Raw genomic sequence first — 23,041 nt, 5'->3', positions numbered from 1 at the left:
GGATTATTGTTGCGGAAATTTGCTCATATCCATAAAAAAGATTTCCCAATGGTGCCCGTCAAGGTCCGAGAAACTTCGCTGTTGCATAAAACCGTAATCTTTGGGTTCACTTGGTTCCGAACCGCCGGCATTAATGGCTATATCGGCTATTTCGTTTACTTTGGCAACGCTTTCTACCGCTAATGAATTGATGACTTCAGTAGTTTTGGTAGCGTCAGGGATTTCTTTTTTGATGAATTCCTTAAATTTCGGGTAGGTGAGCAGCATGACGAAAATCTCATCGCTGATGACCATGCAGGCAGCGGTTTCATCTGTAAACTGAGGATTGTTTTTGAATCCTATTTTGGTATAAAAATCCATCGCTTTAGGAAGGTCTTGTACCGGAAGGTTGATAAAAATCTGTGATTTCATAAGGTATAATTTAAAGGTTGTTTTTAATTGTTTTCTGTATATTTTTTGAAGTTGTCAAGAATCGCCTGCCATCCGCCACGCTGCATTTCTACCGGGTTGGTGTCTTCTGCTTCAAAAGTTTCGGTAACAGTGGTGCGATTACCATCGGATTCAAACAGGATGTGCACTTTCCGGCCATCACCCATAGTATAGGCGATCAGCTCATTGAGTTTTATGTCTGTGTATACGCCTTCAAAATCAAAACCGAAACTACCGTCTTTGGCTTCCATCCGGGTACTGAAATTACCGCCTTTGCGCAAATCGTTTTCGGCTTTTGGCGTGTGCCAGTCATCGGAAGCATTGTTCCATTGTGTAATGTGCTGCGGGCTTGTCCAAAAAGTCCAGACTTTTTCTACGGTAGCGTTTATGGTCGCCACTACGGTAATAGGTGTTTTTTCTGTTGTTGTCATTGTGTTTTGATTATACGTTATTATTCGTTTTAATTGATAGTGTAAAAGTACAGCAGTCCTTCAAAACCGATGATGCATCAAAACGACAAACAGGAGGTGATTTGCGACAATCGTAAAAAAAAACGTTTATTATTCGGAATAGATCATTTTCCCAAAGTCATTTACCGGGAAAGGTTTGTTCAGGAAGCCGGTAACATATTTGTTGCTTTTGACGCGCCTGATGTCATCCGCATCCATGGAAGAAGTAAGCATGAAAATCTGGTTGCCGTTTTTTAATTCCTCCGACAGCGATTCGTATTTTTGAAGGAATTCCAGCCCATTCATTTCCGGCATTTGGATATCCAGGAGGATAATCAGGGAATGATCCGGGTCTTTTCCATGATCGATAAGCCATTCAATCGCTTCCCGGCCGTTATTGGCAATATTTACCTCAGGTATGTCCAATACCTTTTTTAGTAATTGTTTCGTTACAAGCTGATCAATAGCGTTGTCATCAATAAGTAAAAAAGTATAATCAGGTCTCATATCGTTTGGGTATAGTTACTGTAAATGTGCTTCCTATGTTGCTTTCCGAATGTACTTCGATCGTCCCATTGATGTTCTCAATAGCTTCTTTTACAATATAAAGCCCCAATCCGGAACCTTTGTTGTTGTTGGTCACGAAAAACATTTCAAAAACATGGCTCTGGAATTCGTCTTTGATCCCGATGCCGTTGTCCGCTATTTCTATGATATGGTTTCCCCCGGAACTGTACGTCTTGATGCGGATGCACATTTCCTGTTTGCCTTCATCGGCATATTTGATGGCATTTGACAATAAGTTGTTGATCGTGATTTTCAACCTCAGGTTATCGCTGTAAATGGCGTCGGTCAAGATCTCCTTGTCTATATTGATTTTGTTAGCGTTTTTAATGTGCTGGAGTTGTTCGATCGATTCTTCGATGAGGTTTTTCAGGCTTACAGGTTCTATTACGACCTCTTTCCGCTTGTTTTTGGAATAATCTATAATGTCGCTGATAAACTGGTCCTGTTTGCTAAGGCTTTGGTACATCAGGGCCAGGTAAACCTTGATTTCGTTAAGGTCTTCTTCCATTTGGGCAATTTCTATAAGCCCTTTCAAAGAAGTGATAGGAGAACGTAAATCATGCGAGGCACTGTACACGAATTTGTCAAGTTCCCGGTTGGCGATAATAAGGTTCTCGTTTTTGACTTCCACTTCAATCTTCGAATTCACCAGCCGGTATACCATCATGGAATAATACGTCCCGACGCTGCTAATGATAATCAGGATGAAAAAAATATTGGTATAAATCAGGTAATCTTTTATTTTCCGGGTGCCGTCACCAAGGGTATTGAGGAAATTCCGTTCGTTTATGGTCAGCCGCTCGCTCAGGTCGCTAATTTGAAGGTGGATTTTCAGCCGGTCTTCCAGTTTCAGGTTGGAAGTACTGACAGTCTGGTGGACCTGGTTGCCTATTACCGATAATTGGTTAATCAAATCATCGCCCATTTTCCATTCATTGATGGCTTTGGCCAAAAACGGAACAGATTTGAAATTCTGGAACAGCCAGATCAGCTCATCCAGGTCTTTTTCGTTATTCCTTCCGGCCCGGAACCCTTTTTTTATAACGGCTGTATCCTCATTGTTCAGCAGTGCCATCCGTGCCGCCCCGTCTCCCTGTGGCACTTTCAGTTCTTCCTTAAAGGATTCCCATTGTTTTTCGTCCTGCGTGTAGAGATACGTAATCAAATGCCGGGCACCGTCTTTCTGTCCTTTCGAATAGAAAGATTCTCCATTTACATAAGCCCTGCTGGCCGAAAGTATTTTAATGGTAAAATAATTGATGAAAATCAGAAGGGCACAGGAAAGTATTATTATTAGCAAAAGAATAAAAACGTTGGGCAGTTTTAGTTTGTCGATAGTCTTTTGATCAGTCATCGGATCTGCTAATTAGTCTGGAAACAATTAATTACGATGTAAATTACGTATTTTTTCTAAAGTGTAAGTATTTTTTTATAGACTTTTTATTGTTGCCCGGTTGTAAAACAGCCCTATAAAGGTTCCGGGTCATGCCGAAAATGTGCATTTATCCTTTGGCCCCCATCTCTTTTAGTGTAACTTTACACTTATATTTTGTTCAAACCGATGAAAAACGTAGCCATCCTTGTTCCTGAAAATGCGGTCATGCAAGCCATCGCCGACCCACAATATTGCTTCACAGCCGTCAATCAGTTCCTGGCGGTCTCGGGAAGGAAACCCTTGTTTAACGTACAGTTGGTCGGGCTAAAAGACGAAGTCCGTCTCAATGATGGCAAATATTCCGTCCGCCCGGATTTGCTTTTGGACCAGGCCGATGCGACAGACCTGATTTTTATCCCGGCCTTGTTCGGGGATATGGCCCAGGCCGTAAATGCCAATACGGGTTTTGTGCCTTGGATCGTTAACCAATACCAGAAAGGGACAGAAGTAGCTTCGCTTTGCGTCGGGGCTTTTTTGCTGGCATCCACCGGTTTGCTCAACGGCAAAAAATGCTCTACACACTGGGGCTTTACCAACGAGTTTCGGGAAATGTTCCCCGAGGTAATCGTTCAGGATGGCAGCATCGTTACTGAAGAAAGCCGTATTTATTCCAGCGGTGGTGCCAATTCCTATTGGAACCTGCTCTTGCATCTTGTCGAAAAATACACAGACCGGGAAACAGCAATCCTGGCCTCCAAATATTTTGCCATCGATATTGACCGCAACAGCCAGTCCGCTTTTGCCATGTTCAAAGGCCAAAAAGAGCACCAGGATGAGGCCGTCAAAAAAATCCAGGAGCATATTGAGAATAACATAGAAGAGAAAATGACCGTCGAAGAATTAGCCGAAATAGCTGCCGTAGGCCGCCGTAGTTTCGAGAGAAGGTTCAAGCTGGCCACCAACAATTCCATCCTGGAATACATCCAGCGGGTCAAGGTCGAAGCAGCCAAGCGCAGTTTTGAAACCAGCCGCAAGAACATCAACGAAGTCATGTTTGATGTCGGATATACCGATACCAAAGCCTTCCGGACCACATTCAAAAAAATCACCGGCCTGACCCCAATCGAATACCGCAATAAATACAATAAGATGGTGTGTGATTAGCGAATTTGATTATTAGTTAATTCGCTAATTAAAAACCAATCTTACCACGTCCTCTTTGTCATTCCGACGAAGGAGGAACCTTTGTAAGTTGAGATTCCTCCTTCGTCGGAATGACAAGATTATAAATAATTTACGTTACCTCTCACATTACTTATTACATTGATGTAAGAGCATTTTTCGTGATGTAATTGTTCATTTCACTGATGTAATTGCTCATTTCACTGATGTAATTCTTTATTTCGTTGATGTAATCGAATATTTCGTGATGTAATTGCTCATTTCACTGATGTAAATGCTTACTTCGCTGATGTAATTCTTTATTTGGTTGATGTAGTCGAATATTTCGTGATCTATCCATATCTATCTTACCACGCCCTCCACTTCGCCCTCACAGCATAATTCGTAGAAAACAACAAGTCATGAAGCGGCAGCGTTCCGCATAGTCGAGGAGGAACGACGAGCGGTTCGGGACGTGGAGCGCAATGACGCGGTAGTTTTCAGGATTATGATGTGCAGGCTTGACTTTTTGTTTCTTTTGTGTCAAGACAAAAGAAAATCAAGCTTGACCTTTTGTTTCTTTTAGTTCACCGTACATTTATTTTCATCGGTGTTCACTGAACCTCATGCTTCGGTTTGTGTCAAGACAAAAGAAAAGTAAGAAAAAAGTACAAGAAAGAAATACTTGCGGAGGTTCCTCCTAACGTCGGAATGACAAGGATTGTAAGCACAGTCTTTCCAAGCCACCCACTTCGCCCTTAAAAAGAAAAGCAAGAAAAAAGTACAAGAAAGAATTCGTATTTTTACCCCATGAAACCCCATCATCATTTTATCCTCCACAAGCCTCACGGCTATTTAAGCCAGTTCGTTTATGAAAAGAAGCGCCCTAAAAAGAAATTGGGAGAGCTGTATGATTTTCCCGAAGGAACCATGGCCATAGGGCGGCTCGATGAGGATTCGGAAGGATTGCTGCTCCTTACCACCGATGGCATGATGAGCGAGATCATCCGCAGTAAAACCATCGAAAAAGAATACCTGGCCCAAGTAGATGGGATCATCACCCCACAAGCTGTTGAAACCCTGAAAAAAGGAGTCGAAATCGGTTTCAAAGGCATCCGCTACACCACCAAGCCCTGCGAATCTGAAATCATAACCCAATTGCCGGCAAGTATCGGGGAAGGAAGAAAGATCCGGGACGAGCGCCACGGGCCTACGAGCTGGGTGTCCGTTACCCTAACCGAAGGCAAATTCCGCCAGGTCAGGAAGATGACTGCTGCCGTAGGATTTCCCACTTTGCGGCTGGTGAGGATCCGTATAGGGAGCATAGCATTGCACCACTTGAAGGCCGGAGAAGTTTTGGAAGTGCCTCATTTTGAAATACCCGAATAACATTACCACATTATCATATGCTTAATATCGTTTTAGTAGAACCGGAAATTCCTAATAATACCGGAAATATCGGCCGTTTGTGCGTAGGAACCGGAAACAGGCTCCATCTGATCCATCCGTTTGGATTTGAAATCAACGACAAAAACCTCAAGAGGTCCGGATTGGATTATTGGGTACACCTGGATTGGCATCAATACCAGAATGTAACCCAATGGATGGAACAAATCCCAGATAAATCAAGAGTTTTCCTGATGAGTTCCCACGCTGTCAAATCGTATTATGATGTGCAGTTTGAAGAGGGTGACTGGCTGGTTTTCGGAAAAGAAAGTGTAGGTTTGGGAGCTGAGGTATTGGCTTTGTTCGAAAACCACCTGACCATTCCCATGTCCCCGCTGATCAGAAGTTACAATATCGCCAACTCGGTCGCTTTTGTGGTTGGGGAAGCAAGAAGGCAAATTGGGCTGAAATAAATCTTTTGCTTATCTTGCCTTACCTTTTACAACTATATGTCAGCCAGAAACAGCAATATCGATGTTTTGAAAATCCTGATGGCCTTTCTGGTTATTGCATTGCATATCTTTCCCGTTGTTAAATTAGAAGGCATCCGCGGTATCCTTTCCTACGAAATCGCCAACGGCATTACCCGTATTGCGGTGCCCACATTCTTTATCATTTCGGGGTATTTCCTGCGGAATAAGCTCGATGATACCATATACCTGGCCAAATATGCCAAACGGATTCTGTTCCTTTATCTGGTGTGGCAGCTATTGTACCTGCCGGACTTGATCCGTTTTTACCGTTTGGGAAGGTTTCCGTTATCTGACGCTGTCTTGAAACTTGTTTTCGGATACTGGCATTTGTGGTATCTTTTCGCTACCGTTTTAGCGGTGGGGCTGTTGTATGTTACCCGGAATTGGAGTCTAAGGACGAAAGGGCTGCTGATTGTAGGATTGTTGTTTTTCGGTTATGGCTTCCAAATCCTGGTCCAGTCGGAAGTATTGAAACCGTACAAGATATGGACTGATATCTATCAGTATATGGGAACCACCCGGAACTTCCTGTTTTTTGCTTTCCCGTGCATGCTGATCGGGGTTTTATACGAACAATGGAAAACTACCGCCGCCAGGTTGAATGGGCTGTTTTTCCCGCTTTGTATCGGATTGCTCGCGGAAACGTATTTTTATTATTCGATCCACGTGAAAGCATTGGATTTTTTACTGCTGCTGATCCCTTTTTGCATGGTTTTATTCAGCATCGTCAATGAATCGAAAGCCATGACAACCCTGCAATTCAATACTACTCTGTCTCTTGGTGTTTATCTTTGCCATCCGTATTGCATCAGGCTCGTGTACGAATTCCTGCCTCAAAAAACATTTGAATATATAGTGCTCAAATATGTCCTGATTAGCCTCCTGGCACTAGTTTCCTGGTGGCTTATTGAAAAAATAAACCGCAAATTCCCCTGGTTTTTGTAATTACCCGAAAATCTCGTTAAAAAAATCCAGCATGGCCTGCCAGGAACGTTTGGCCGCTTTTTCGTTATAGGCCGCTCCTTTGCTTTTATCGTTTCCGGCATCTTTATGGGTAAAAGCATGGACAGCATCTGCATAATAATTCATTTGCCAATCTGCTTTTGCTGTCCGCATTTCGTCCTGGAAAGCCTTGATTTCTGCTTCTGAAATATAAAAATCATCAGCTCCGTGAAGGACCAGTACTTTTGGTTTTATCGGTTCAATGGCACGGGAAGCATCGCGGCCCAAACCACCATGGAAGGATACGACCCCGTTTACCTTAAAGTTGGCACGGGCGGCTTCAATGGCTCCGCTACCTCCGAAACAATAACCGATAATGGCAATTTTATCAGGATTGGCACCAGCTTTGATCAATTGGTCCAACGCCAGTTGTATCCTTTTTTGATATTCGGCGTAATTGGTTTTGAAATAACCGGCTATTTGCCCTGCTTCTTTAGTATTGGCAGGCCTTTTATCCACTCCGTAAATATCGGCCACAAAGGCAATGTAACCCAGTTTGGCAAGATTGGCAGCATTTTCCCTGGCATTGTTTTCAATTCCCATCCAGGCCGGCAGGACCAGGACACCGGCTTTTTGAGCATTGGCCTTTGCGGGAGTGGCCAATAAGCCTTCCAGTTTTTGATTGCCATCCGAATAAAGGACAGGTTTTAGCTGTGACTGGGCGGTAAGCCCCGCTGCCAGTAGTATTGTGGTGATGAGTAGTTTCATAAAAAAGGATTTTGAAGTATAAAAATAAAGCTTTAATCCCACAAAAATGTAAAATAAATACTAATTATTTAAAAAGGAATTTCCCTTTCTGGCTGTCAAAAACAATATTTTCATCCTGGAATAAAGAATTGAAAACACCCTGCTCAATCAAATTACAAGGCTGTCCCTGGACAACTTTTCCTTGGGTCATGACCACCATTTCATCACTTAACTGGATGGCAAGGTCAATATCATGCGTGGAAAAAAGAATGCATTTCCCGGTTTCTTCCGTTAGCTTCTTAAGTAATTTGAACAAGGAGACTTTATGCAGCAAATCCAGGTGCGTTGTCGGTTCGTCAAGTATGATAAGTGGTGTGTCTTGTGCCAAAGCCCTTGCGATTAAGACTTTTTGCAATTGCCCGTCACTTATTTCGTGGTGTTTTTTTTCGGCGAGATGTTCAATTTCGGTAAGTTGGATGGCACGGATGATTTTTTCGATATCCAAAGGAGCCAATTTTCCTATCCAATTCGTATACGGTTGCCTTCCCAAAGCGACGAGTTCAAAAACAGATAAATTGCTTGGCGGTAATTTTTCGGTTAAAACCATACTAAGGTTTTGGGCCAAATCCGATGCTGAATATTCCTGGATGTTTTTCCCATTGAGGAAGACGTCTCCTGAAAGCGGTTTCTGCAGTCCGGTCAATGTCCGCAAAAGCGTCGATTTACCAATCCCGTTGGCTCCAATTAAGGTGATGAGTTTGCTTTCCCCGAACTGGAACGTAAGGTTCTCGGCAATAGCCACAGCCGTTTTTTTGGTTTTGTAACCAATGGACAGGCCGGAAGTGGATACGATGTTTTTCGGTTGGGCCATATTAGCTGTAATTTCGTTTTCGGATTAAAAGCCAAATCACCACCGGAGCGCCAATAATCGAAGTTATCGCATTTATGGGCAGCGTAACACTGGTTCCCGGCATTTGGGAAATAACATCGCAAAGCAGCATGATGGAAGCCCCGATAAGGAGCGTGCTCCAATATAAAATGAAATGGTTGCTGGTCTGGAACAATAATTTTGCCATATGCGGAACCGCCAGTCCTACAAAAGCGATAGGGCCTGCAAAGGCTGTGATGCTTCCTGCCAGGATGCTGGTGGCAAAAATGATGACAAAACGGGATTTCTTATAATTTATACCCAGGCTTTTGGCATAATTTTCCCCTAAAAGCAAAGCATTTAAAGGTTTGATGCTGAATATACCCATGGTTAAGCCCAAACTTACGGCAATGGTTAATACCACAATGGATGTCCAGGATAGGTTGCCTAAATTCCCTAACGACCAAAAGGTAAATTTCTGTAATTGCTCAGCCGAACTAAAATAGGTCAACACTCCTACGATGGCACTGGTAAAACTTCCGAACATCAAACCTACGATAAGGATGGCCATAGTATCCTTTAGCCGTTGTGAAACGATCAGGACCATTAGCAGGACAAAAAAACTGCCCAGGGTGGAGGCAAGCACGATACCGTAAGAAGACAATAATACGGAATTCAGGATTGGAGGTAAAAACGAAGAACCTAAAATGACAAAGGCAACCCCTAAACTCGACCCGGAACTCAACCCCAGGACATAAGGACCGGCCAAAGGGTTACGGAACAACGTTTGCATCAGTAATCCGCTGATGGAAAGCCCCATTCCGGCCAAAATCGCGGTAATGGCTTTCGGCAGCCTGTAATTGACGATAATATATTCCCAAGCCTGTTTGGATACTTCGCCTCCCGTCAGGCTGTGGAAAACCTCCTTAAACGGAATGGTTACGGAACCCAAGCTGATATTGGTAAAAAACAACAGCAGGGTGCCTAAAGAAAGCATCAGGAAAAGGGCCTTATTTCTAGTGTTATTGGGCAATTTAGTTTAGTTTTTGGGCAAAAGTTAAGGTGTAACCGGGCAATAATTCAGGGTGGAAGATCTTGATGTAGTCTTTCAGTACCAAATCCGGACGGCTCGGCCCCAACTCATAATAAACCGTTCCTCCGGTAGCTCCGAGTTTTGATTCGAAAGTATAGACGTTTTTATTTTTGAAAGCATCAAACTGATTGTAATGGGGATTGGTTTTTTCCAATTCGGCCAATGATTGGTAGGTCCCGGCCGCTATCCAGCATCCGGCGTTTTTGGCTTTGTCCAGGATGTCTTCAAAAGACAAGCCTAAACTGCCCGTTCCTTCTACTTCTTTCCAAAGATAATCGGACTTGGCATCCCGCAGGAATTGGGCAACCCAGCTGTTTCCTTTGGCCACGAACCATTGGTCCTGGTACATCGATCCGTAAAGGACGGTCGTTTCAGCTTTGGAATCCTTAACCGATAAAAGAGCGTCTTTATAATTTTTCACAATGCCGTCAAAAAGCGTTTTGGCTTCTTTTTCCTTACCGAAAAGTGCTCCGTAGAGTTTGATCCATTCTGCCTTCCCAAGAGGAGATTGTTCCATCCAATCGGCCTGGATCATTACTTTTAGCCCGCTTTTCTGCAAATTGTCAATCATCGGGTTGTTGTTGTCTACCCCAAAAGTGATGATCAGTTCCGGTGCAATATCAATCAATTGCTCCATGTTGAGTTTTTCGTTCTGCCCCACATTTTTAACCAATCCTTTATCAATCAGTCGGCGGGTTTTTTCCGAAGAAATATAATCGGTATGCGGAAATCCGGTCAGTTTGTTTTCCACGCCCAGCATTTCCAGAAAAGGGATGTTTGTAGTTGAAGTGACCACGACAGATTCTAAAGGAACCGCAATGGAAGTGTATTTTGACAAGCTGTCCGGGACAATGCCGTTTTTTTCTTTTAGGACATACGTAAAATCCTTTTCCGCATTGGGCCAGGCATTGCTCACTTTTACAACCGTGTAACCATCGTACTCATACAAGGATAATCCGCTGGCATATTCGATGGTATTTTGTTTTGTAATGGCTGCCTGCCCTGTTTTTTCGTTTTTCCTGCAACCGGCAAAAGCAACAAAAAAAGTGCAAAGGATAATTTTATAAAAGAAGGTTTTCATGTGTATTATTTTCAACAGGAACAAAGGTAGCAGAATTTTTAGAAAATTTCTTACCTGATTTTATCGCTTCCTAAAAAGGAGAAATACTACTATCTTTACCCAATGAATGTTATAAAAGTTAAAAACTGCTCCACATGCGGGATAGCATTTGACTGTGGCGATACTCCGGCCGGGATACAATGCTGGTGCAATGGTTTTCCGCCTATTTTCAGTCCTTCAGATGTGATTGATTGCCTTTGCCCGGTTTGTTTCAAAAGCGCCTGTGCTGCTAAAATTGACGAATATGTGGCAGGGATTTCGCCCCAAACGGCTCCTGGAAATAAAGCCAAAGACCTTCCGGAAACCACAAATCTTCTCGAAGGGATTGATTATTATATAGAAAACGGAAACTATGTTTTCAAACCATGGTACCATTTAAAAAGAGGGTTTTGCTGCCAAAACGGATGCAGGCATTGCCCTTATTAATATTTAAAAAGAATGATTTATTTAGTAACAGGAGGAGAGCGCTCCGGCAAAAGCAGTTATGCTCAAAATATAGCGATGGAGCTTTCGCAAACTCCAATGTATGTGGCAACAGCCCGGAAATGGGATGGAGATTTCCAGCAAAGGATTGACCGGCACCAGCAGGAAAGGGATGCCAGATGGATCAATATTGAAAAAGAGAAGCATATCAGTGAAATTGATTTTTCAGGAAAAACCGCCATTATTGATTGTGTGACGCTTTGGCTGACCAATTTTTTCGTAGATACCGCAAATGATGTCGAATTATCCCTGGAACAAGCCAAAGCTGAATTTGAGGCCGTCGCCCTTCAGGAAAACACAACCATTATCATCATTACCAATGAAATAGGGATGGGCGTCCACGCGCAAACACATATCGGCCGTAAATTTACCGAACTCCAGGGATGGATGAACCAGTACCTGGCCAAAAAAGCAGACAAGGTCGTGCTCATGGTTTCCGGGATTCCAGTAACCATTAAAAGTTAACTACATGGATTTTGTAACATCCTGGAGCGGAGGCAAAGATTCCTGTTATGCCATGATGAAGGCCATTGAACAAGGCCACAGCCCAAAAGTACTGCTCAATATGATGAACGAGAACGGGAAAATATCCCGGTCGCACGGCTTGCCATTGGCCATCCTTGAGCAGCAGGCGCAAAAAATGCAATTGCCGCTGGAAGCCGTTCCTGCCACATGGACGGATTATGAAACGCATTTTATCAGCACTTTACAAAAACTCAAAACGAATTTCGGCCTGCAAGCCGCGGTTTTTGGGGATATTGACCTGCAAGCGCATAAAGATTGGGAAGATAAAGTATGTGCAGCCGCTTCGCTGGAGGCCGTTTTGCCTTTATGGCAACAGGACCGCATCGCATTGGTCAACCAAATGATCGAAAGCGGGATCGAAACCATGATTGTGTCCTGTAATACGCAAATGGGCGAATCCTACCTGGGGAAGATAATGACGAAAGCATTGGCTTTGGAACTGGAAGAAAAGCAAATCGACCCTTGCGGGGAGAATGGTGAATTCCATACGTTGGTCATCAATTGCCCGCTGTTTTCATCGGCCCTTGAAATCCCGGAATTTACCGTCAAGACATATAACGATTATTGTTTCATAGTTTGGAAAGATACCGATTAATCTTTTAAGAGAAAACACATGAGCTACCTCGATACCATATTACAATCCCGCAGGGATACACGCCATTTTACAAAAGATGCCGTTCCGGACGCCGTTATCGAAAAAGCACTTCAGGCAGGGCATTTGGCTCCGTCGGTAGGGCTCACCGATGCTACAAGGTATTACCTGATACAGTCGGATGCCGTGAAAAAAGCAGTCAAGGAATTATTCATCGATTACGACAGGAAAGCAGCCGGCCAGACAGACAACCCGCAGCAAAAAGAGCAATACCAAAACCTGAAACTCGAAGCCATCGAAGAAGCACCTGTAGGGCTGGTCATTTGTTACGACCGTTCCGTACTGAATAATTTTACCATCGGAACCGTAGGAAGCAATGAATCGATCAAATTCAGTGCGGTTTGCGCGGCCCAGAATATCTGGTTGTCCCTTACCGAGCAAGGATATTCCATGGGATGGGTTTCGATTTTGAATTATTTCGACTTCAAAAAATTACTGGGCTTACCGGAACATATAGAGCCTTTGGGGTATTTCTGCATCGGGAAACCGGCTTCCGATTATGACAACCAACCCATGCTGCAGCAGCTGAATTGGAAACAGAAAGCCGCCAAACCATCAGTGGCTGTTATTGACGGGATTTCGGAAAGCAATTCTTTGGAACAGGACCTGATATCGCAAGATACTACTTCAAAAGAAACGAAAATAAAGGAAACGCTCCAATATAAAATCGACCACAAAACCAAACCGACCGGTTCTTTAGGTGTTTTGGAAACATTGGCAAAACAGATCGGGGTATTGTTCCAAACCACAGAACCGCATATCTCACAACCTAATATTGTTGTGTTTGCCGCCGACCATGGCATTGCGCAACACGGGGTGAGTGCCTATCCGCAAGATGTGACCCGGCAAATGGTTACTAATTTCCTTGAAGGAGGTGCCGCCATTAATGTTTTCTGCAAGCAAAACGGTATCCGCCTTTCTATTGTGGATGCAGGGGTGAATTACGATTTCCCTCCCAACGCCAAACTGATTTCGGCCAAGACCGACAAAGGTACCCAATCGTTTTTAAGCGGGCCGGCCATGAGCAAAAGCCAGCTCGGGTTTTGTTTTGCTAAAGGAACTCAAATTGTGGCAGGCATTGCCAAAACCGGAAGCAATTGTGTCGGATTTGGAGAAATGGGCATCGGCAATACATCAACGGCTTCGGTCCTGATGAGCGTTTTGTGCGGTTTCCCGATTGAGGATTGTGTCGGAAAAGGCACAGGTGTCAACGATGAAAAACTACAATTCAAAAGGGAGATTTTACGAAAAGCCATCAACGATTATAAAGGAGGCGATGACCTGGACAGCAAACTGGCGTATTTCGGAGGATTTGAAATCATACAGATGGCAGCCGGAATGCTTGAAGCACACCACAACCAAATGCTGATCCTTATTGACGGATTTATCGCTACCGTGGCATATCTGATCGCATTCATGAAAAACCCAGACCTGAAAAACAATGCGGTATTCAGTCATTGTTCAGCAGAACAAGCCCATCAAAAACTATTGGATTACCTTGGTGCCAAAGCGATCCTGCAGCTGGATTTGCGTTTGGGGGAAGGTACAGGCTGTGCCGTCGTGTTTCCTATCATACAATCAGCACTGGTATTCTTAAATGAAATGGCAAGTTTTGAAAGCGCCGGAGTCAGCAACAAATAAAAAGAAAATGAAAAAAGAACTGCACATATTTTTTACCGCCCTGATGTTTTACACACGGATCCCATGCCCGAAAAATATCAACCATGATCCGGATTACCTCAATAAGGCTTCCCGCTATTTCCCCTTAATTGGTTGGATTGTAGGAAGTGTGGCATTTATAACTTATTGTATTTTCAATTACCTGATGACACCGGAAATTGCCGTTGTGTTTTCTATCATTGCTTCCATACTGGTTACCGGAGCTTTTCATGAAGATGGTTTTGCCGATGTCTGCGATGGTTTCGGCGGAGGCTGGACGAAGGAAAAAATCTTAGTAATTATGAAAGACAGTGCCATCGGAGCCTATGGAGCCATTGGAGTAGTATTGCTTCTAACCGTAAAATGGATAGTGGTTAGCACACTTTTAAACCACACCGGAATCCCAGGCCTGGACAAATACCTTATAGTTTTTTTAGTATTGGTTGCCGCGCATTCGATCAGCCGGATGGCCGCCATTTCAATAGTTTTCACACACGAATATGCCCGGGAAGACGCTACCAGCAAGAGCAAGCCCATTGCGCAAAGCCACACCAGGGCCGAAGTATTGGGAGCAGGCTTCTTCGGTTTGTTGCCTTTGGTGGTTTTGTCCTATTTTCAATGGCAATTGCTACTGGTTTTGCTTCCGGTTTTCTGCTTCCGGTTTTTCCTGGCCCGTTATTTCCAGAAATGGATCGGTGGGTATACAGGCGATTGCCTTGGGGCTGTGCAACAAGTATGCGAAGTGGTTTTTTACCTGTCAGTTATTGCTTTATGGAAATTTATCTAGTACGCCATACCGAAACCGTTTGCGAAAAAGGCATCTGCTATGGCCAGTCCGATGTTGGGCTGCGCGAAGACTACCGCCAGTTGTTTGCCGATATAAAAGCGCAGCTTCCCTCCAATGCAGTCTACTATTCGAGCCCATTGCAACGTTGTACTTTATTAGCCGATTATTTGTCTGGTTCCAATTATAGTACCGATGCCCGTTTGATGGAAATGCATTTCGGGGACTGGGAACTGCAAAAATGGGATCTTATTGCGCCCGAAGAATTGAATCCATGGATGGAAGATTTCGTAAATGTCCCTGTTCCCAATGGCGAATCATTCGTTGATTTGCATGCCAGGGTGCTTGATTTTATCGAAACCGAATTACAAAATCGATCCCAACCTATTGTTATCGTAACCCACGCCGGAGTTATCCGCAGCCTATTGTGCAAGATTACCAATCTGCCCCTTGCAGAAGCCTTTACCAATAAAGTCGATTTCGGGCAGGTAATTAGGGTTGAGGTTAATTGAGAGGCAAGAAGTCCCAGAAGGCAGTAGACAGTCACAGTGAGCAGTAGCCAGTCGTTTACATCAGCGTAATAGGTAATTACATCATGAAACAGACAATTACATCAGCGAAGTAAGCATTTACATCAGCGTAATAGGTAATTACATCAGTTAAATGAGCAATTACATCACGAAATATTCAATTACATCAGCGAAGTAGGCATTTACATCAGTGAAAAGTGTAAATACATTACAAAATATTCAATTACATCAATAAAACAGGCTCTTACATCAGTGAAATGAGCAATTACATCAGCGAAGTAGGCATTTACATCAGCGTAATAGGTAATTACATCAGTGAAATGAGCAATTACATCACGAAATATTCGATTACATCAATGAAATGAACAATTACATCAATGAAATAGACAGTTACATCAGTGAAATGAGCAATTACATCACGAAATATTTAATTACATCAGTGAAGTAAGCAATTACATCGGTGTAATAAGTAATGTGAGAGGTGGAGCAAATTATTTATAATCTTGTCATTCCGACGTTAGGAGGAACCTCCTGGTTTTATCTTTCTTTTGTCTTTCTTTTCTTGTACTTTGTCTTGATACAAAGTACCAAAGATCAAGCCTGATTATTTTTTACTTAAAATCTACGGAAGGATTTTCCTATCGGGAACCAGGCCATTCGTCGTGCCTCCTCATTTTTTTGGTTCCCTCCCTTTCTGCCAACGCGCAAAATACTTCCTTGATTTTTTGTGTAAAAAACAAAAGGGCGAAGTGGATAACTTGGAAAGATTGATAGGAATTACATCAGTGAAATGCCTTTTTCACTATCAAGCTTTCTTTGCTCTTTGCTCTTTTTCTTTGCTATTTCGCAGAAAATACTTACGATTTATATAAGTAAAGTAATGAACTGCTGTCTTTTTTTTAAAATAAAAATCTAAATGAACATGGATTTTGCATAATTAATAATTATGCACGTATATTTGCAACCGCATTGAGGTTGTGACTTTGCTTTTCGCAAAAACACATTAAAAGGGAATTAGGATCAAAACCTAAGCTGTACCCGCAACTGTAAGCTATCAAGCTTGTTGTTATCTACAAACCACTGTCCCGTTATAAGACGGGATGGGAAGGTGAACAACAAGACGCAAGCCAGGAGACCTGCCCAAGCAATCAGAGTATCAAACTTTCGGGAAAAAAGGTTTGGGTATGGGTAAATTCTATGCTTTTCTCCCATTTTTAGTATTAAAAATGTTTTTATTTAAAATGAACAGAAAAATTACTGTTGTAGGTGCTTTTATTTTGGCATCGATTGGTGCATTGGCACAGGAAAACGATTCGATCAACAAACTTGACCAGGTAGTGGTTTCCGATTCGAAATTCGCCCTGCCAAAAGAAAAATCAGGGAAAGTAATTGTAAAGATTACTGCGGAAGAACTCCAAAAAAGAAAAGGCCAGTCCGTAGCTTCAATTTTGAGCACAGTGGCCGGAGTGGAAATTAACGGGAACCAAAGCCGTAACGGGAAAGACCTTGGGGTTTATCTTAGGGGCGGAAGGAACCACCAGGTTTTAATCCTTATTGACGGGGTTCCGGTAACCGATGCTTCCGGAATCAACCTTTCCTATGATTTGCGTTTGCTTCCTGCAGACCAGATTGAAAGCATCGAAGTGATGAAAGGCGCTTCCAGTACTTTATACGGAACAGGAGCAGCCACAGGAGTTATCAACATCACACTTAAAAAAGCCGGTAAGAAAAACATCGCGGGAAATGCCTACATGAACATGGGCAGCATGGAAACTACCGAAAAAACCAATAATTACGAGCCTCAGGAATTCAACCAGGGGTTTGGGGTAAACGGAACGATTGACAAATTCAATTACCTTGCTACCTTAAACAGTACCGAATCTACGGGTATTTCCGAAGCAAAGGGAGACCATTTCGAGCCGGATAATTTCTCAAGGGTCAATGCCATGGTAAAATTCGGGGTGCAGGCGACCAAGAAACTGGCTTTGGATTTTTCTGCAAATTACGATCGTACCAAAAATGATTTCGATGCCGGTTCTTTCTCCGATGATTTAGAAAATTACCTGCTTTCAGAGCAATACAGGGTTGGGTTTTCGCCAAAATACAAATACAACAAAGGAGAATTTGTAATGCATTCGGCGGCGAATGTCATCAGCAGGGATTTCTTCAGTTACGGGTCTATGACCAATTACAAATCAAGAAGCGTCAACACCGATGCTTTCAATAAATTCCAGGTTACGCCGGATGTTTTTATTGTAACAGGTGCCCAGTTCCAGTTCCACGAGATGTCCAACGAAAGCCAATATGGCAATATCGAAAAAGAATTGGCTAAATTCAATATGATCGATCCTTATGTAACGGCTGTTTTTACGTCCCGTTTCGGATTGAACCTGAATGCAGGTGCCCGCTATAACCTGCACAGCCGTTATGGCAATAATTTGGTGTACAACGTGAACCCGTCCTATAAATTGGAGAACCTTCCGGTAAAAGTATTGGCTTCTTACAGCACGGCATTCGTTTCCCCAAGTTTGTACCAATTGTATTCCCCATACGGAGACCTGGAGCTTTCGCCGGAAAAAGACGCTACTGCCGAAGTAGGTTTCGAAGCTGGTTTATTGTCCGGGAAATTGACGCTTTCAGCAGTTGCCTTCCACAGGGAAGAGAAAGATGCGATCGGTTTTGATTTGATGACCTATAAATACTTTAATGTAAACGGAATCAATAATGCCAAAGGTGTCGAAACCACTCTTTCTTACCAATGGAACAAGAATATCAGGTTCAATGCCAATTATACCTTTACCGAACTGGCAAGGCAATCCAGGATCTTAAACCCTAAGCACAAAGCAAATGCTTCGGTAGATGTACAGGCGACAGAGCGTTTAGGATTCAATGTGGCGTACCAGTTCGTAGCGGACCGCGCTTTTGAATATACCGTATACCTTCCGCCAACATTCGATCCTGTACTGATGAGCGAAACACTAAAAGATTACCAATTGGTAAATGCCAATATCCGTTACGACCTGATTAAAAACAGGCTGAATATTTTTGCTGCTGCAGATAATATCCTGAACAAGGATTTTGTTGAAACCAGAGGTTTTAGCAGTAGGGGCAGGAATTTTAAAATCGGATTTAATTTTTTGTTCTAGAATAATTTAGTTGATTGAAGATCCCGTCCCGATGCAAATCAGGGCGGGATTTTAGTTTTAAGACGGTCGATGCTTCGTGTTGTTTTTGAAAGAATATTCGGCTGTTTTTTTTATTTAGTATGTTTTAAAATAAAAAATAAGCTATATTTGCCCCCGAATTAAGGTTGTGATTTGAATTTTAAAAATCACATTAAAAGGGAATTAGGTTCAAAACCTAAGCTGTACCCGCAACTGTAAGCTATTCAGCTTGTTGTTATCTACAATGCCACTGTCCTGAAAAGGAATGGGAAGGCCAACAACAAGACGCAAGCCAGGAGACCTGCCTTTTTTCGTAACGAATATCGGACTTTCGGGAAAAAAGGTTCAGGAATTATGACAGCAAAAAAGCTATTATTATTGTGCTTCTTATGGTTGTGCCCATGTGTTTTGGCGCAACATACTGCTATCGGGCAACTTGAAGAAGTTGTAGTTTCCGATACCCAGCTTCGTGATTTTACCATTTCCCAAACCCTTTTGAAACTGCAGGATTCCGTCATCAGGCGCAATGCCCATTCGTTAACCGCTTTGCTGGAATATACGACCGGGATTTACATGAAGGAACACGGGTTGGGGATGGTTTCTTCTCCTTCTTTCAGAGGGACGACCAGCAGCCAGACGGCCGTTATCTGGAATGGGATCAACATCAATTCGCAGCTTTTGGGCCAAACCGATTTCAATACGGTATCCGCCAGGAGCTTCAATTCCATAGCCATCAAAGCCGGAGGCGGGAGCGTGGTTTACGGGAGCGGTGCCATTGGCGGGACCATACACCTGAACAACGACCTGAAATTCACAAAATCATTCAACAATGACCTGCAGTTGTATTACGGGGATTTCAATACGTCGAGTGCTACATATAAAATTACGGCAGCCAGCAATAAATGGAGCGTAAATGGCGGTTTTACCAAAAACAGTTCCGATAATGATTATAAATTTATCGGGAAAGAAGAAAGGAATACGAACGGCCAATACTACAACAATACCGTCGATCTTGCTGCAGGATATAAAATCAATGCCAAAAACACCCTTAAGTTTTACAGTCAGGTTTTTGATGGAGAGCGGCATTTTTCCCTGACTTCCCCGAATGCCACAAAAACAAAATACCAGGATTTCAATACCAGGAACCTATTGGCCTGGACGAGCTTTTTGGGCAAGTTTGTTTCCAATGTAAAACTGGCTCACATTACAGAGCATTACCGTTATTTTGAAGATATAAACAGGGAAGGATTTTCTTCGGGTGGCGTGAAGAGTTATATCGGGAAATATGATTTGCTGTACCTTCCAACCTCAAAAATAAAAATAAATGCCATCCTGGATTATAGCAGGAATAGCGGTTTGGGTTCCGGCATCCAAAAGAAAATGAGGGAAGTTTCCGGAGCCAGCCTGTTGTTGCAATATCGTATTACCAATCGATGGGATGCCGAAATCAGTGCCAGGGAAGAAGCATCTAGCGATTATAAAAGCCCGCTTCTGTTTGCGGCCGGCTCCCGTATGGTTTTTGTCAAATGGTACCAGTTACAATGGAATATCTCCCGGAATTACAGGATCCCGACTTTTAACGACCTGTATTGGGTGGGCAGCGGAAACCCTGACTTAAAACCGGAAAGCGCTTATCAAGCCGAAATAAGCCATCAATTCTCCTATAAAAATATCCAAATGACAGCAACAGGATTCGGTATGAAAATTAAGGACATGATCCGTTGGCTGCCTACTAATTCCGGGAACTGGTCACCGGTAAACACAGACAAAGTATCGGTTTATGGAGCAGAAGCCTTATTGCAATGGCAACGGAAAATCAACAACCATTCTTTCCGTTGCAACGGAACGTATTCCTACACGGTTTCTTTGGATGAAAAAAGCCATAAGCAGCTGTTTTATGTGCCGTACCATAAAATGACCGGAGCCGCTTCGTATTCGTATAAAAGGCTATCGGCGTATTACCAGCTCTTGTTTACCGGGGAAGTATTTACCACTTCAGATAATAATCCCAAATACAACATCGGCGATTACAACATTTCCAATATAGGGGCTGACTATAATTTCAGCAAAAAGAACATATGGCTCCTGGGTTTTAAGGTATTGAACCTCTGGAATGAAAAATACGAATGCCTCGACCAGCGGACCATGCCGGGCCGGAATATAACCGTTTACTTACATCTTAACTATTAGAACCATGAAATTGAAAAATCTTTGTGTAGGGCTTTTTACAAGCGTATTGTTTTTAGTGTCCTGTAGCAGTGACGACCTCACGGAAAAGGAAACCCCGTTAGGTGCTTACGATAAGGGCGTGTTTATTTTGAATGAAGGGAATTTCGGGACGCCCAATGCTTCCGTGTCTTTTGTTTCAAACGACCTGGCCACTTTCCAGAACAATATATTCGGGCTTGTAAACATTCCTAAAGTGCTGGGCGATGTGGCTCAATCGATGAGTTTTTCAGGAGACAATGCTTTTATTGTAGTGAATAATTCGAATGAAATCGAAGTGGTAGACCGGCATTCTTTTAAAAATCTTGTCACGATAACTGCTCACCTGGAACAGCCCCGATATAGTGTTCCCTTAAACGGGAAATTATATGTTACCAATGCCGTTTCCCAAGCTGTTACGGTATATGATGCCAATACCTACGCATATCTTGCTTCTGTCGCGATCCATAAAACAGTAGAAAAAATCATCGCAGCCAACGGGAAATTATATGTAATGAACGGCGCTTACGGTTCCGGGAACGAAATTACGGTAATCAATCCTGCCACCAATACGGTTTCCGCTACCATAACCGTGGAAGAAGGCGTGAATTCGATAGAAGAGAAAAACGGATCGGTGTATGTGCTGTGTGGCAATGCAAACAGAAGCAAATTGTTTAAAATCAATGCCACTACCGATACCGCTGTTTCCATCACCTCTGAAACACTCAAGGATGCCCGCAATATGGATATTGAAGGGAATAGCATTTATTATACCAAAGGGAACGGGGTGTATTCAATGGGCTTGAATGCAGCAGCTTTCACGGAAACGCCTCTGTTCACGGTAACGGACAACAGTTTTTCCACTTTTTACGGTTTCGGGGTCATTGATGGGAAAATCTACTCGGGGGATGCTAATGGTTTCACGCAGGACGGTGTGGTGACGGTCTATTCGACATCAGGAACCGTACTCAAGACAATAACTGTAAACAAAGGGCCTAACGGCTTTTATTCCAACAATTAAATCGTACTAACCGCTCCGGTTGTTTGGTTACCGGGGCATTTTTATAAATCAATTTGCACAATGAAAAAAAATTACATTTTATCGATTGCATTCGCATGCATCTGCTCTCTTGGCTTTTCCCAATCTTACCTGGATGGCGTTTTTGTTTTAAATGAAGGAAATATGGGAAGCAATTCTGCCTCCGTCAGTTTTATCGACAAAGACCATGAGGTTGCCAATAATATTTTCGCTGCGGCCAATAACAATGCCCCGCTGGGTGATGTGGCCCAGAGCATGGGTTTTCACGGTAATAACGCTTTTATCGTTTTAAACTATTCCAATGCCATAAAGGTAGTCAATACGGAAACGCTTACCGCTGTGGCGTCTATTGCGACGGGGTTGATCAATCCGAGGTATATCGCTTTTTACCAGAATAAAGGGTATGTGACCTGCTGGGGAGATGGGACGGTAACTACGGATGATTACCTGGCGGTGGTCAATTTGGATACCTATCAGGTGGAAGATACCATCCCGATGCCCGAAGGCGTGGAACATATTGAAGCAGCCGGAGGCAAGCTGTATGTGGCCAACCAGGGCGGTTACGGTTACGGCACTACGCTGTCTGTAGTAGATATCGTTACCGAAAATGTCACTACAATCCCTGTAGGGGACATTCCGAATTCGATGGTAATCAAAGACGACTACCTCTACGTGCTTTGCGGCGGAATGCCGGATTGGAGCGGATCGGAAACCAGCGGTGCATTGGTCAAAATAAACCTGGCCAACAATAGCATTGCCAGCCAGTTGCCTTTTGTCAATAACCAGCACCCGAAACATTTACTGATGCACAATAATGACTTGTATTACACATTGGGCTCCGGTATTTATAAAATGAGTGTCCAGGATACCAGTTTGCCTGCATCGGTTTTTTTGAATACACCCGACCAGGGATTCCTGGGTATTTACGGATGGAACATTATTGACAATACCATTTATGTGGCGGATGCCAATGGTTTTGGCGGCAGCGGATTTGCCCATATGTATACCATTGGCGGTACTTTTATCGCAACCCATGGCGTAGGCGATATCCCGAATCATTTTTATGAGTCGAAAAAGAGTGCGTTGGGCGCAAACCAGCCTGCAGCGGCAATCGGTATTTCGGTGTATCCAAATCCTGCAGCTAGTGTTTTTTACCTCAAATCGGATAAAAACATCCACGTAAAAATGTATGACCTTATTGGGAAAACAGTGAAAAATGAAGCGTATTCGCCTTCGGGGATCGATGTTTCCGATCTGTCCAAAGGAATATATGTAGTGGAATTGAGTTTTGAAGGCCAAAAACAAACCACAAAACTCGTGGTTAAATAAC

22 protein-coding genes and 2 riboswitches are annotated in these 23,041 nt (G+C 43.1%); of the genes, 14 read left to right on the top strand and 8 right to left on the bottom strand.

What is annotated here, in order from left to right:
- Positions 1-3: 3 nt before the first annotated feature.
- The 4 genes from E4635_RS14795 to E4635_RS14780 form a co-directional block, all read right to left on the bottom strand.
- Positions 4-411: a VOC family protein gene (locus tag E4635_RS14795; protein WP_135527480.1), complete on the bottom strand. Its 408-nt coding sequence runs from the start codon at positions 409-411 to the stop codon at positions 4-6.
- 23 nt (positions 412-434) lie between these two features.
- The gene (locus tag E4635_RS14790) at positions 435-860 is read right to left on the bottom strand and encodes an SRPBCC family protein (RefSeq protein ID WP_135527479.1); all 426 of its coding nucleotides are present in this window, start codon (positions 858-860) and stop codon (positions 435-437) included.
- 129 nt (positions 861-989) lie between these two features.
- On the bottom strand, positions 990-1,385 hold the full coding sequence (locus E4635_RS14785; protein WP_135527478.1) for a response regulator: 396 nt from the start codon (positions 1,383-1,385) through the stop codon (positions 990-992).
- Entirely contained in the window at positions 1,375-2,799 is a 1,425-nt protein-coding gene (locus E4635_RS14780; RefSeq protein ID WP_135527477.1) for a sensor histidine kinase, read from the bottom strand. Before E4635_RS14780 ends, E4635_RS14785 begins: the two co-directional genes overlap by 11 nt.
- A 207-nt stretch (positions 2,800-3,006) precedes the next feature.
- Here E4635_RS14780 and E4635_RS14775 point away from each other — a divergent pair, with 207 nt between their 5' ends.
- The 4 genes from E4635_RS14775 to E4635_RS14760 all read left to right on the top strand — a co-directional run bounded on the left by E4635_RS14775 (position 3,007) and on the right by E4635_RS14760 (position 6,845).
- Positions 3,007-3,984 carry a GlxA family transcriptional regulator gene (locus E4635_RS14775; RefSeq protein WP_135527476.1) on the top strand — a complete coding sequence of 326 codons (978 nt, stop codon included), beginning with the start codon at positions 3,007-3,009 and terminating at the stop codon, positions 3,982-3,984.
- A gap of 807 nt (positions 3,985-4,791) precedes the next feature.
- Positions 4,792-5,370 (top strand): pseudouridine synthase, encoded by a 579-nt coding sequence (locus E4635_RS14770; RefSeq protein ID WP_135527475.1) that lies wholly within the window; start codon positions 4,792-4,794, stop codon positions 5,368-5,370.
- 17 nt (positions 5,371-5,387) lie between these two features.
- A complete protein-coding gene (locus tag E4635_RS14765) occupies positions 5,388-5,840 on the top strand; it encodes a tRNA (cytidine(34)-2'-O)-methyltransferase (RefSeq protein ID WP_135527474.1) in 453 nt (150 codons plus the stop codon).
- Between the two features lie 36 nt (positions 5,841-5,876).
- Entirely contained in the window at positions 5,877-6,845 is a 969-nt protein-coding gene (locus E4635_RS14760; protein WP_135527473.1) for an acyltransferase family protein, read from the top strand.
- Here E4635_RS14760 and E4635_RS14755 read toward each other — a convergent pair whose 3' ends face one another.
- The 4 genes from E4635_RS14755 to E4635_RS14740 form a co-directional block, all read right to left on the bottom strand.
- Entirely contained in the window at positions 6,846-7,610 is a 765-nt protein-coding gene (locus tag E4635_RS14755; RefSeq protein WP_135527472.1) for a dienelactone hydrolase family protein, read from the bottom strand.
- A gap of 64 nt (positions 7,611-7,674) precedes the next feature.
- Entirely contained in the window at positions 7,675-8,460 is a 786-nt protein-coding gene (locus tag E4635_RS14750) for an ABC transporter ATP-binding protein (protein ID WP_135527471.1), read from the bottom strand.
- Between the two features lies 1 nt (position 8,461).
- Entirely contained in the window at positions 8,462-9,490 is a 1,029-nt protein-coding gene (locus E4635_RS14745) for an iron chelate uptake ABC transporter family permease subunit (RefSeq protein ID WP_394345980.1), read from the bottom strand.
- A gap of 1 nt (position 9,491) precedes the next feature.
- On the bottom strand, positions 9,492-10,631 hold the full coding sequence (locus E4635_RS14740; RefSeq protein ID WP_135527470.1) for an ABC transporter substrate-binding protein: 1,140 nt from the start codon (positions 10,629-10,631) through the stop codon (positions 9,492-9,494).
- A gap of 102 nt (positions 10,632-10,733) precedes the next feature.
- On the opposite strand from E4635_RS14740, the gene E4635_RS14735 reads away from it, so the two are divergent.
- From E4635_RS14735 to E4635_RS14690, 10 genes are all read left to right on the top strand, one after another.
- Entirely contained in the window at positions 10,734-11,096 is a 363-nt protein-coding gene (locus tag E4635_RS14735; protein ID WP_135527469.1) for a DUF5522 domain-containing protein, read from the top strand.
- A 12-nt stretch (positions 11,097-11,108) separates the two neighbouring features.
- Positions 11,109-11,618 carry a bifunctional adenosylcobinamide kinase/adenosylcobinamide-phosphate guanylyltransferase gene (locus E4635_RS14730; protein WP_135527468.1) on the top strand — a complete coding sequence of 170 codons (510 nt, stop codon included), beginning with the start codon at positions 11,109-11,111 and terminating at the stop codon, positions 11,616-11,618.
- Positions 11,619-11,622: 4 nt separating this feature from the next.
- Complete coding sequence (locus tag E4635_RS14725) at positions 11,623-12,273, top strand: Dph6-related ATP pyrophosphatase (RefSeq protein ID WP_135527467.1); 651 nt, start codon at positions 11,623-11,625, stop codon at positions 12,271-12,273.
- A gap of 18 nt (positions 12,274-12,291) precedes the next feature.
- Positions 12,292-13,971, top strand: coding sequence for a nicotinate-nucleotide--dimethylbenzimidazole phosphoribosyltransferase (gene cobT / locus E4635_RS14720; protein ID WP_135527466.1), 1,680 nt, complete (start codon positions 12,292-12,294; stop codon positions 13,969-13,971).
- Positions 13,972-13,978: 7 nt separating this feature from the next.
- Entirely contained in the window at positions 13,979-14,776 is a 798-nt protein-coding gene (locus tag E4635_RS14715; RefSeq protein ID WP_135527465.1) for an adenosylcobinamide-GDP ribazoletransferase, read from the top strand.
- Entirely contained in the window at positions 14,761-15,285 is a 525-nt protein-coding gene (gene cobC / locus E4635_RS14710) for an alpha-ribazole phosphatase (RefSeq protein ID WP_135527464.1), read from the top strand. Before E4635_RS14715 ends, cobC begins: the two co-directional genes overlap by 16 nt.
- Positions 15,286-16,258: 973 nt before the next feature.
- Positions 16,259-16,461: riboswitch (cobalamin riboswitch) on the top strand.
- A gap of 83 nt (positions 16,462-16,544) precedes the next feature.
- Complete coding sequence (locus E4635_RS14705) at positions 16,545-18,449, top strand: TonB-dependent receptor plug domain-containing protein (RefSeq protein ID WP_135527463.1); 1,905 nt, start codon at positions 16,545-16,547, stop codon at positions 18,447-18,449.
- Between the two features lie 144 nt (positions 18,450-18,593).
- Positions 18,594-18,790, top strand: a riboswitch (cobalamin riboswitch).
- Positions 18,791-18,821: 31 nt separating this feature from the next.
- Complete coding sequence (locus tag E4635_RS14700) at positions 18,822-20,657, top strand: TonB-dependent receptor (RefSeq protein WP_135527462.1); 1,836 nt, start codon at positions 18,822-18,824, stop codon at positions 20,655-20,657.
- A gap of 4 nt (positions 20,658-20,661) precedes the next feature.
- Positions 20,662-21,693 carry a DUF5074 domain-containing protein gene (locus E4635_RS14695; protein ID WP_135527461.1) on the top strand — a complete coding sequence of 344 codons (1,032 nt, stop codon included), beginning with the start codon at positions 20,662-20,664 and terminating at the stop codon, positions 21,691-21,693.
- A 60-nt stretch (positions 21,694-21,753) separates the two neighbouring features.
- Positions 21,754-23,040 (top strand): DUF5074 domain-containing protein, encoded by a 1,287-nt coding sequence (locus E4635_RS14690; RefSeq protein WP_135527460.1) that lies wholly within the window; start codon positions 21,754-21,756, stop codon positions 23,038-23,040.
- Position 23,041: the final 1 nt, after the last annotated feature.

Origin of the sequence: Flavobacterium humi (assembly GCF_004745595.1) — a bacterium.
Lineage (GTDB): Bacteria > Bacteroidota > Bacteroidia > Flavobacteriales > Flavobacteriaceae > Flavobacterium > Flavobacterium humi.
This window is presented reverse-complemented; position numbering and strand designations above follow the sequence as displayed.

Coding starts and splice junctions, on each gene's coding strand:
- E4635_RS14755 (WP_135527472.1), bottom strand. CDS start 7,610: ATGAAACTACTCATCACCACAATACTACTGGCAGCGGGGCTTACCGCC.
- E4635_RS14695 (WP_135527461.1), top strand. CDS start 20,662: ATGAAATTGAAAAATCTTTGTGTAGGGCTTTTTACAAGCGTATTGTTT.
- E4635_RS14690 (WP_135527460.1), top strand. CDS start 21,754: ATGAAAAAAAATTACATTTTATCGATTGCATTCGCATGCATCTGCTCT.
- E4635_RS14780 (WP_135527477.1), bottom strand. CDS start 2,799: ATGACTGATCAAAAGACTATCGACAAACTAAAACTGCCCAACGTTTTT.
- E4635_RS14730 (WP_135527468.1), top strand. CDS start 11,109: ATGATTTATTTAGTAACAGGAGGAGAGCGCTCCGGCAAAAGCAGTTAT.
- E4635_RS14725 (WP_135527467.1), top strand. CDS start 11,623: ATGGATTTTGTAACATCCTGGAGCGGAGGCAAAGATTCCTGTTATGCC.
- E4635_RS14795 (WP_135527480.1), bottom strand. CDS start 411: ATGAAATCACAGATTTTTATCAACCTTCCGGTACAAGACCTTCCTAAA.
- E4635_RS14740 (WP_135527470.1), bottom strand. CDS start 10,631: ATGAAAACCTTCTTTTATAAAATTATCCTTTGCACTTTTTTTGTTGCT.
- E4635_RS14735 (WP_135527469.1), top strand. CDS start 10,734: ATGAATGTTATAAAAGTTAAAAACTGCTCCACATGCGGGATAGCATTT.
- E4635_RS14705 (WP_135527463.1), top strand. CDS start 16,545: ATGAACAGAAAAATTACTGTTGTAGGTGCTTTTATTTTGGCATCGATT.
- E4635_RS14760 (WP_135527473.1), top strand. CDS start 5,877: ATGTCAGCCAGAAACAGCAATATCGATGTTTTGAAAATCCTGATGGCC.
- E4635_RS14715 (WP_135527465.1), top strand. CDS start 13,979: ATGAAAAAAGAACTGCACATATTTTTTACCGCCCTGATGTTTTACACA.
- E4635_RS14700 (WP_135527462.1), top strand. CDS start 18,822: ATGACAGCAAAAAAGCTATTATTATTGTGCTTCTTATGGTTGTGCCCA.
- cobC (WP_135527464.1), top strand. CDS start 14,761: ATGGAAATTTATCTAGTACGCCATACCGAAACCGTTTGCGAAAAAGGC.
- E4635_RS14785 (WP_135527478.1), bottom strand. CDS start 1,385: ATGAGACCTGATTATACTTTTTTACTTATTGATGACAACGCTATTGAT.
- E4635_RS14765 (WP_135527474.1), top strand. CDS start 5,388: ATGCTTAATATCGTTTTAGTAGAACCGGAAATTCCTAATAATACCGGA.
- E4635_RS14770 (WP_135527475.1), top strand. CDS start 4,792: ATGAAACCCCATCATCATTTTATCCTCCACAAGCCTCACGGCTATTTA.
- E4635_RS14775 (WP_135527476.1), top strand. CDS start 3,007: ATGAAAAACGTAGCCATCCTTGTTCCTGAAAATGCGGTCATGCAAGCC.
- E4635_RS14790 (WP_135527479.1), bottom strand. CDS start 860: ATGACAACAACAGAAAAAACACCTATTACCGTAGTGGCGACCATAAAC.
- cobT (WP_135527466.1), top strand. CDS start 12,292: ATGAGCTACCTCGATACCATATTACAATCCCGCAGGGATACACGCCAT.
- E4635_RS14750 (WP_135527471.1), bottom strand. CDS start 8,460: ATGGCCCAACCGAAAAACATCGTATCCACTTCCGGCCTGTCCATTGGT.